Genomic DNA, 9,483 nt, shown 5'->3' on the forward strand with positions numbered 1-9,483 from the left:
CTACCTCCCTTATTTTTTCCAACAATAATTGTAAAAGTGTTAATTACTCAGTTGATTCTTCAGGTTCATTCTTCTCAATACTAACGTTTAATTGATCTGAAGATTGTTCATCTTCTTCTAAATCACGCATATCAATCTCTGTTTCATCATCAGTTAACATCTTAACGTCCATACCAAGACTTTGTAGCTCTTTAATTAGTACGCGGAATGACTCTGGAACACCAGGTTCAGGTAAATTCTCACCTTTAACAATGGCTTCATATGTCTTCACACGACCAACCACGTCGTCAGATTTAACTGTTAACAGCTCTTGCAGTGTATAAGCGGCACCATATGCTTCAAGAGCCCATACTTCCATTTCACCGAAACGCTGACCACCGAATTGAGCCTTACCACCCAATGGTTGTTGTGTAACAAGTGAATATGGTCCAGTTGAACGAGCGTGTAGCTTATCGTCTACCATGTGCTCAAGCTTGATCATGTACATGACACCAACTGATACACGGTTATCGAATGCGTCACCTGTACGTCCATCGTAAAGAACTGTTTTACCGTCTCGCGGTAAGCCAGCTTCTTCAATTGTTTCCCAAACATCTTCTTCATTAGCACCGTCAAATACAGGTGTAGCTACTTTAATACCTAATTCACGCGCAGCCATACCTAAGTGTAATTCTAGTACCTGACCAATGTTCATACGAGACGGTACACCTAACGGGTTAAGCATAACGTCTACAGGTGTTCCATCTGGTAAGAATGGCATATCTTCTTCAGGTAAAATACGAGAAATAACACCTTTGTTACCGTGACGACCTGCCATCTTGTCACCCTCAGAAATACGACGCTTTTGCACGATATAAACACGGACTAGTTTGTTAACACCTGGAGATAACTCATCGCCATCTACACGGTTGAACACTTTTACATCGTGAACGATACCGCCACCGCCATGTGGTACACGCAATGAAGTATCTCTTACTTCACGAGCTTTTTCACCGAAGATTGCATGTAATAGACGTTCTTCTGCAGAAAGCTCCGTCATACCCTTAGGCGTAACTTTACCAACTAAAATGTCACCGTCAGTTACTTCTGCACCTACACGAATAATTCCGTTTTCATCTAGGTTTTTCAGCGCATCCTCACCAACGTTTGGAATGTCACGCGTAATTTCTTCTGGCCCTAACTTTGTATCTCTAGCTTCTGATTCAAATTCTTCAATATGAATAGAAGTAAATACGTCATCTTTTACAAGGCGGTCACTCATGATGACAGCGTCCTCGTAGTTGTAACCATCCCATGTCATGAAGGCGACTAATGCATTTCGACCTAATGCTAGTTCACCATTATCCATTGATGGTCCGTCAGCAATAACCTCACCTTTCTTCAGGCGGTCACCTTTAGATATAATCGGCTTTTGGTTATAACAAGAACCTTGGTTCGAACGGATGAATTTTTGGAAGCGATAGCGATCTAGGTCACCTTCCACTTCTTTTCCGTCTACTACTTCAATTCTTCTAACATGAACTTCTTTTGCTTCTACTTTTTCAACAATTCCTTCATGTTGACATACGATGGCTGCACCAGAGTCCTTACCTGATACATATTCCATACCTGTACCAACTGTTGGGGCTTCTGGTTCAATTAAAGGTACTGCCTGACGCTGCATGTTCGCACCCATAAGTGCGCGGTTAGAGTCATCGTTCTCTAAGAATGGGATACATGCTGTCGCAGCTGATACAACTTGCTTTGGTGATACGTCCATGTAATCAATTTGGTCACGAGAAACGACTGTGTTTTCACCACGGAAACGAGCAATAACTTCTTCTTCAGCAAACGTCCCGTCTTCATTTAACTTCGCGTTAGCCTGAGCAACGATGTAGTTATCTTCTTCGTCTGCTGTTAGGTAATCTGTCTGTTCAGTTACTTGACCTGTTTCATGATCCACTTTACGATATGGCGTCTCAATGAAACCAAACGGATTTACTTTCGCATAAGATGAAAGTGAGTTAATTAAACCGATGTTTGGTCCTTCTGGCGTTTCGATCGGACACATACGACCATAGTGGGAATAGTGTACGTCACGCACTTCCATACCAGCACGTTCACGCGTTAAACCACCAGGTCCTAATGCAGATAGACGACGCTTGTGCGTCAACTCTGCTAACGGGTTTGTTTGATACATAAACTGCGATAATTGCGAGCTACCGAAGAACTCTTTAATTGACGCAATTACCGGTCTAATATTAATTAACTGCTGCGGTGTGATTGACTCAGTGTCTTGTATAGACATACGTTCACGAATCACACGCTCCATACGAGATAAACCGATACGGAATTGGTTTTGTAATAGTTCACCAACTGAACGTAGACGACGATTACCTAAGTGGTCAATGTCATCTGTATTTCCGACAGTGTGTAAAATGTTAAAGAAATAGCTAATTGATGCGATAATGTCAGCATAAGTAATATGCTTAACATCTTCATCAACATTACCGTTACCAATAACATTTAACGTCTTTTCACCATCAGGGTCAGTAGGGTCTACAATTTTAACTGACTGGATTTTTACAGGGTCATCTAAAACGCCGTCTTGAGCTCAATAATCTTTTCGCCCACAGCATCTTGTTCTTGTTCTAAGTAAGGTATTAACTTATCTAACAAGCGACGGTTTAGTTTTTCGCCTTTGCGAGCGATTACCTCTCCAGTTTCTTCATCTGCAATCGTTTCTGCTAACGTTTGGTTAAACAGACGATCTTTAATATGAAGCTTTTTATTCATTTTATAACGACCTACACGAGCAAGGTCATAACGTTTCGGATCAAAGAAGCGTGAATATAATAAGCTTTTGGCGTTCTCGGCCGTTGGTGGCTCACCAGGGCGCAAGCGCTCATAAATTTCGATTAACGCTTTTTCGCTATCCTCAGTGTTGTCTTTCTCTAAGGAATTACGTATATACTCATTGTCACCTAATAGGTCTATAATTTCATCATCTGAACTAAAACCTAACGCACGCAACAACACCGTAATCGGCAATTTACGAGTACGGTCAATTCTTACATGTACGACGTCTTTAGCATCTGTTTCAAACTCCAACCAAGCACCACGACTTGGGATTACAGTTGATGTGAAACCATGCTTTCCGTTCTTATCGATCTTTTCATTAAAATAAACACTTGGAGAACGAACAAGTTGTGATACGATTACGCGTTCGGCACCATTAATAATGAATGTACCTGTATCTGTCATCAATGGGAAGTCACCCATGAAAACTTCTTGCTCTTTCACTTCTCCTGTCTCCTTGTTTAGAAGACGAACTTTAACACGTAGAGGTGCGTTATGCGTCACATCACGTTCCTTCGCTTCATCCACAGGATATTTAGGTTCTCCTAATGAATAATCTACAAATTCTAAAGAAAGATTTCCTGTGAAATCTTCTACTGGAGAAATGTCAGCAAACATCTCTCTTAAACCTTCATCTAAGAACCATTGATAAGATGCAGTTTGAATTTCGATTAGATTCGGTAATTCCTGCACTTCGCTAATTCGAGCGTAACTTCTACGCTGGCGGTGTCGACCATATTGAACTAGTTGACCTGTCAACTGCTTCACCCCTCAAACAACCAAATATTTATATAAAGAAAACTTAGATTATCACCAGCTACTTATGATGAAAGCCTAAGTTACCCTTATGGAGCACTGAAAGAGATCCAACTCTCTCAACTACTAAAAACGGTTCGACACAAAGGCATGCCGAACTTGCTTGATCAACAATGTTTCACAAGCTATATAGAACATCTGCCTCACTGACAAATGTAATATCAAACTATAAATCAAAGGATATACAATTTATTGAAAAGATGATAAACTATATATCTATAAATACCCAATGTTTACATTATTGGTTTAAAAACAACAAGATATACGTTTTAAAACTTTCTAAAAAAAGAACTTGACAACAAAACGTATCTATTGGCATTTTTTAATATTATCACACAGAAAATAGCTAGTCAATTTTTTTGGATTTCAATACATAGTACCCTTTATCGCGTTTAACGACTTCTGCATTGCCAAAAACTTCTTCCATCTTCTTTTTCAAAGAAGGGGCCCCTTGTTTCTTTTGTGCAACGAGCCAAAAGTCTCCATCTTTTTTTAGCTTTTCGCAACCTTCTTCAATAATGTTAACAACAATATCCTTACCAGCTCGAAAAGGCGGGTTAGTCACAATAGATGCAAAACCTTCTTGTTTGACTCCAGAAAGTCCATCACCTACATGAGCAACTGCGTTATTAACTTTATTCATCAAAATGTTTTGATTCGATAAATGGACCGCTCGTTCATTAATATCAACCATAACTACTTTGTGATTTTCATAGCTTTTAGCTAACACAATTCCGATCGGACCGTAACCACATCCAACATCTAAAAGATCGCCATCAATCTCCGGTGGATCAAAATGCTCTAATAATACACGTGTACCATAATCAATTTGCTTTTTCGAAAACACACCGTCATCTGTTTGGAAAATCAAGTTGTAAGAATTAATTGTGGTTTGAAAACGAAATGGGTTACTTTCTTTTTGAGGATTATTAGTATAATAGTGACCACTCATGAGCATTCACCTTCTTGAAGAAAAGTCTAATTGAAAAGACGTTCACATTTTTTTTGTAAATATTCTTACAATAAACATAAGCTCGCTGACAAAATCAGCGAGCTTATTAAACTTATTTTAATTCGATTTTCGCGCCAGTTTCTTCTAGCTGTTCTTTCATTTGGTCAGCTTCTTCTTTAGCAACGCCTTCTTTGATTGTTCCTGGAGCGTTGTCAACTAGCTCTTTTGCATCTTTTAAGCCTAGACCAGTGATTTCGCGAACTGCTTTAACAACCTTGATCTTAGAAGCACCTGCGTCTTCTAATACAACGTCGAATTCTGTTTGCTCTTCTTCAGCTTCTGCACCTGCTGCTGCACCTGCTGCTGCTACTGGAGCTGCTGCAGAAACACCAAACTCCTCTTCGATTGCTTTAACTAATTCATTTAATTCTAAAACTGACATTTCTTTAACCGCGTCAATGATTTGCTCTTTAGTCATGATTAAGTTCCTCCTTAAGTTTTTTATTTATTAATCTCGACTAGACCGCTATATTAAGCGCCTTCTTCTTCGTCCTTCTGGTCCGCAATTGCTTGAGTAGCATATGCGAAGTTACGAACTGGAGCTTGTAATACGCTAAGTAGCATAGATACAAGACCTTCGTGTGATGGTAGCTCAGAAAGTTCTTTCAACTGATCAACAGTTGCTACTTGACCTTCGATTACGCCACCTTTAATTTCTAGTGCTTCGTTTTCTTTAGCGAATTGTCCAAGCACTTTCGCTGGCGCCACTGCATCATCTTCACAGAATGCGATTGCAGTTGGACCAACTAACGCATCGTTTAACTCTTCAAAACCAACTTGCTCAACAGCACGGCGTGTCATTGTGTTTTTGTATACACGGAAATCTACACCAGCTTCACGTAGTTGTTGGCGAAGTTCGCCTACTTGATCAACGTTTAGGCCACGGTAATCAACAAGTACAGATGTTTTACTGTTTTGAAAACCTTCAGCGATCATCTCAACTTGTTGCTTTTTGTGTTCTAGTACTTGACCTTTGCTCATCGTTCCACCCCCTAGTTATTTATCATCATACCGATTAGGTGTTTTCGCCCTATAAAAAATGCCTCCATATAGACATGGAGGCATGGTTAGACATAATTGCACAAACCGAACTTGTACAAAATATACGTTAACACACCTCGGCAGGAATGTTTAAGCGATGTTCCGCTCCTACTGTCTACGGTATAATTATCATTAAGTTTTACAACAAAAACTATTATAAAACATAAACAACACTAAAGTCAATTATTTTTTAACGTAATTTGAAACATCAACACGGATTCCAGGACCCATAGTAGATGAAACAGAAGCATTACGCATGTAAGTGCCTTTAGATGTTTGTGGTTTTGCTTTTACTAAAGTATCTGTAATTGCTACGAAGTTTTCAACTAACTTTTGATCATCGAAAGAAACTTTACCGATTGGCACGTGAATGTTACCTGCTTTATCAACACGGTACTCAACTTTACCAGCCTTAATTTCTTGAACAGCTTTTTCAATTTCAAAAGTTACAGTTCCTGTCTTAGGGTTAGGCATTAAGCCTTTAGGTCCTAATACACGACCTAGTTTACCAACTTCAGCCATCATGTCAGGTGTTGCTACAACTACGTCGAATTCGAACCAACCATTGTTGATTTGATCAATGTATTCTTGATCGCCTACGTAATCTGCACCTGCAGCTTCAGCTTCTTTTGCTTTATCGCCTTTAGCAATTACTAAAACGCGTTGTGTTTTACCAGTACCATGCGGTAAAACCATCGCTCCACGAATTTGTTGATCAGCTTTCTTAGGGTCAACCCCTAAACGGAAAGCAGCTTCAACTGTTTCATCAAAATTAGCAACTGTAGTCTTTTTCACTAACTCAATTGCTTCGTTAACATCATATGCTTGCGTACGATCAACAAGCTTCAAAGCCTCTTGATACTTTTTACCTCTTTTAGCCATTTTAACTTCCTCCTCAATGTGGTTTTAACGGTTGGACCTCCCACTAAAGTCAACTCGTTCATGACGAGCCTTTAGGCGAAGACAGTGTGTGTATTGGCTTTTACACCTCACTGAACGTCTTTACGCTTTTAGGCGTAATAAAGGTTGCGAAAGTACTTTCGCAACCCAATTTCGCATTAATGAACTGACTAGGTATTAGTCTTCTACAGTAATACCCATGCTACGTGCAGTACCTTCAACCATGCGTACTGCCGCATCAACGTCAGCAGCGTTTAAATCAGGCATTTTTGTTTCAGCGATCTCACGTACTTGATCACGCTTAACAGTAGCCACCTTGTTACGGTTAGGCTCACCAGAACCTGATTCGATACCAGCTGCTTTTTTCAGAAGAACTGCAGCCGGTGGCGTTTTGGTTACGAATGTAAATGAACGGTCTTCATAAACCGAAATTTCAACCGGAATAATCATACCAGCTTGATCTTGTGTTTGTGCGTTAAATTCCTTACAGAATCCCATGATATTAATACCAGCTTGACCTAATGCAGGACCTACTGGTGGAGCTGGGTTAGCTTTACCTGCAGGAATTTGCAATTTTACAACGTTTACTACTTTTTTAGCCACGAGACACACCTCCTTAAAGTCCGTGATGTGGTAACTGGGGTCATGTGTGATGCCCCTCCCACTCATTATTTACAATAGCTTTTTTCAAGCCATACGAAACATAAAAATTTTAGCATCTTTCCTCAGAATATGCAAGTGATTGATTATAATTTTTCGACCTGGGTGAAATCGAGCTCTACTGGCGTTTCACGACCGAACATATTAACATGCACTTTAATTTTTTGTTTGTCTAAATCAATATTTTCAATTGTTCCTGTAAAGTTAGCGAACGGTCCATCAATTACTTTAACCGTTTCTTTCAGTTCAAAATCAATTTCTTGCGCACTATCTTGAACGCCCATACGCTTCAAGATATAGTTCGCTTCTTCTGGTAGAAGTGGTGTTGGTTTAGATCCTGAACCAGTTGAACCAACAAACCCAGTTACTCCAGGCGTGTTACGAACAACAAACCAAGAGTCATCAGTCATAACCATTTCCGTTAATACATAACCAGGAAACACTTTTTTCATTGATGTTTTCTTCTTACCATTTTTCACTTCTGTTTCTTCTTCTTCTGGCACGATCACGCGGAAGATTTTATCTTCCATTCCCATCGATTCGATACGCTTCTCTAAGTTCAATTTAACTTTGTTTTCATAACCAGAGTACGTGTGTACAACATACCAATTTTTCTCCATTTAATATGGCTTTATGCCTTCCCTCCTATTACTTCCACTCTCAATTTTATATAAAAGGTCTTAAAACAAAACCATTTTTAAACCAATATAAAAAACCCGACCATGCGGGTTTTTCTTTTTAACATTATATCACATTATAATACTTTTCAATCGTCAAACTCTTAGAAAAGCTCTAAAATCTGTGTTATTCCTAAATCAACAATAGTGAAGTAAATAGTAACAAATATAACCGTCATAATAACAATGATTGTATATTTAGTTAATTCATTACCTTTAGGCCAACTAACCTTTCGCATCTCACGGCTGACATCTTTTAAGAAGCTAATCATGTTTTCCCCCCTAACACCAATACCGACACTACTTCGTTTCACGGTGAAGTGTGTGCCGACCACACCTTTTACAAAACTTTTTAATCTCTATTCTTTCAGAGGTTTGAGCTGTTTTCTCTGTTGTATAATTACGTTGATTACATTCTGTACATGCTAATGCGACTTTTTTACGCATAGTCCTACCTCTTCTTATCACCTATTTTATCACTTTTAATAATCTACCACGCTAGTATGATTATGTCAAATTAGGGTAGAGGCTTATAACGAGATCTCTCCAACTGACAAATATCGCTCTAACTTCCTTTTTACTCGCTGCAAAGCATTGTCGATTGATTTAACATGACGGTCCAATAACACTGAGATTTCCTGATATGTACGGCCGTCAAGATATAAGTGTAATACCTCGCGTTCTAGGTCACTTAACAACTCTCTCATTTTAACTTCCATGTCACCGTATTTCTCTCGGTTAATGAGCAATTGTTCAGGGTCGGACATTTCATCTTCTGCGATAATATCAATTAATGTACGGTCAGAATCTTCCTCATATACTGGCTTGTCCAACGAAACGTAGGAGTTTAAAGGAATGTGCTTCTGCCTCGTTGCTGTTTTAATCGCTGTTATGATTTGGCGTGTTACACAAAGCTCCGCGAACATCTTAAACGAAGATTGCTTGTCATTTTGAAAATCCCTTATAGCTTTATATAAGCCGATCATTCCTTCTTGTACAATATCTTCGCGATCCGCTCCAATTAAAAAGTACGTTCTCGCCTTTGCTCTAACAAAACTTCTGTACTTATTAATTAGATACTCTAAAGCTTGTACTTCGCCTTCTTGAACAAACTCAACTACCCTTTCATCTTCGTACTGAGAATAATTAGGATGGTTCTTCGTTTCTTGTTTGATGCTCACACAGATTCCTCCCGTAATGAACCAGACCTATCGTACATCAGCAAGTCATGAGGTAAACGCCCCTCATAAATCTATTAAAACTGAGGTCTTATATTACTAATAGTGTAAATATAAGGTTATTATACAGGAGTTGCGAATTTTCAGTCAACTAAATCTCGCTATTTATTGCCTCTTCGCCAATTTTCGAAGGTTTTCAACACGTCTTCACTTAAAGGGATCTTCGCTTTCGGTTGAAATTCTGCTTGTTTTTCAAGGTCTTTTTTTATATCGAAATCAATTGCTTGAATTTCGATTAACAATTCTCGCGCAGACTTTCTTAATGCTCCGCGGGAAAAGATTGTCCACTGTTCAGCATAGT

General features: G+C 39.0%; 10 protein-coding genes, 1 pseudogene and 1 other annotated feature. All 11 genes and pseudogenes read right to left on the reverse strand.

Annotation, left to right across the window (positions count from 1 at the left end; genetic code table 11):
• Positions 1–43 precede the first annotated feature (43 nt).
• A pseudogene (gene rpoB, locus A194_RS16970) lies at positions 44–3,606 on the reverse strand (DNA-directed RNA polymerase subunit beta).
• Positions 3,607–4,000: 394 nt separating this feature from the next.
• A complete protein-coding gene (locus tag A194_RS0102210; RefSeq protein WP_017185252.1) occupies positions 4,001–4,606 on the reverse strand; it encodes a class I SAM-dependent methyltransferase in 606 nt (201 codons plus the stop codon).
• Between the two features lie 112 nt (positions 4,607–4,718).
• A complete protein-coding gene (gene rplL / locus A194_RS0102215) occupies positions 4,719–5,084 on the reverse strand; it encodes a 50S ribosomal protein L7/L12 (protein ID WP_017185253.1) in 366 nt (121 codons plus the stop codon).
• 53 nt (positions 5,085–5,137) lie between these two features.
• Positions 5,138–5,647 (reverse strand): 50S ribosomal protein L10, encoded by a 510-nt coding sequence (gene rplJ, locus A194_RS0102220; protein ID WP_017185254.1) that lies wholly within the window; start codon positions 5,645–5,647, stop codon positions 5,138–5,140.
• 43 nt (positions 5,648–5,690) lie between these two features.
• Positions 5,691–5,846 (reverse strand) — a sequence feature (ribosomal protein L10 leader region).
• Positions 5,847–5,890: 44 nt separating this feature from the next.
• Positions 5,891–6,589 (reverse strand): 50S ribosomal protein L1, encoded by a 699-nt coding sequence (gene rplA / locus A194_RS0102225; protein WP_017185255.1) that lies wholly within the window; start codon positions 6,587–6,589, stop codon positions 5,891–5,893.
• A 195-nt stretch (positions 6,590–6,784) separates the two neighbouring features.
• A complete protein-coding gene (gene rplK / locus A194_RS0102230) occupies positions 6,785–7,210 on the reverse strand; it encodes a 50S ribosomal protein L11 (RefSeq protein ID WP_017185256.1) in 426 nt (141 codons plus the stop codon).
• Positions 7,211–7,353: 143 nt separating this feature from the next.
• Positions 7,354–7,887, reverse strand: a complete 534-nt coding sequence (gene nusG / locus A194_RS0102235) for a transcription termination/antitermination protein NusG (RefSeq protein WP_017185257.1) — start codon at positions 7,885–7,887, stop codon at positions 7,354–7,356.
• Positions 7,888–8,048: 161 nt separating this feature from the next.
• On the reverse strand, positions 8,049–8,216 hold the full coding sequence (secE, locus tag A194_RS0102240; protein ID WP_017185258.1) for a preprotein translocase subunit SecE: 168 nt from the start codon (positions 8,214–8,216) through the stop codon (positions 8,049–8,051).
• 28 nt (positions 8,217–8,244) lie between these two features.
• Positions 8,245–8,391, reverse strand: a complete 147-nt coding sequence (gene rpmG / locus A194_RS0102245) for a 50S ribosomal protein L33 (RefSeq protein WP_017185259.1) — start codon at positions 8,389–8,391, stop codon at positions 8,245–8,247.
• Between the two features lie 83 nt (positions 8,392–8,474).
• On the reverse strand, positions 8,475–9,125 hold the full coding sequence (gene sigH, locus A194_RS0102250; RefSeq protein WP_017185260.1) for an RNA polymerase sporulation sigma factor SigH: 651 nt from the start codon (positions 9,123–9,125) through the stop codon (positions 8,475–8,477).
• 158 nt (positions 9,126–9,283) lie between these two features.
• Positions 9,284–9,483: NYN domain-containing protein (locus tag A194_RS0102255; RefSeq protein WP_017185261.1), on the reverse strand; the 200-nt coding region annotated here is incomplete at its 5' end.

The organism is Alkalibacillus haloalkaliphilus C5, from assembly GCF_000269905.1.
In the GTDB taxonomy this organism is placed as follows: Bacteria; Bacillota; Bacilli; order Bacillales; family Alkalibacillaceae; genus Alkalibacillus; species Alkalibacillus haloalkaliphilus_A.

Bases quoted from the DNA above. Each gene is read 5' to 3' on its own strand.
- A194_RS0102210 (WP_017185252.1), bottom strand. From the start codon at position 4,606: ATGAGTGGTCACTATTATACTAATAATCCTCAAAAAGAAAGTAACCCA.
- rplL (WP_017185253.1), bottom strand. From the start codon at position 5,084: ATGACTAAAGAGCAAATCATTGACGCGGTTAAAGAAATGTCAGTTTTA.
- rplJ (WP_017185254.1), bottom strand. From the start codon at position 5,647: ATGAGCAAAGGTCAAGTACTAGAACACAAAAAGCAACAAGTTGAGATG.
- rplA (WP_017185255.1), bottom strand. From the start codon at position 6,589: ATGGCTAAAAGAGGTAAAAAGTATCAAGAGGCTTTGAAGCTTGTTGAT.
- nusG (WP_017185257.1), bottom strand. From the start codon at position 7,887: ATGGAGAAAAATTGGTATGTTGTACACACGTACTCTGGTTATGAAAAC.
- secE (WP_017185258.1), bottom strand. From the start codon at position 8,216: ATGATTAGCTTCTTAAAAGATGTCAGCCGTGAGATGCGAAAGGTTAGT.
- rpmG (WP_017185259.1), bottom strand. From the start codon at position 8,391: ATGCGTAAAAAAGTCGCATTAGCATGTACAGAATGTAATCAACGTAAT.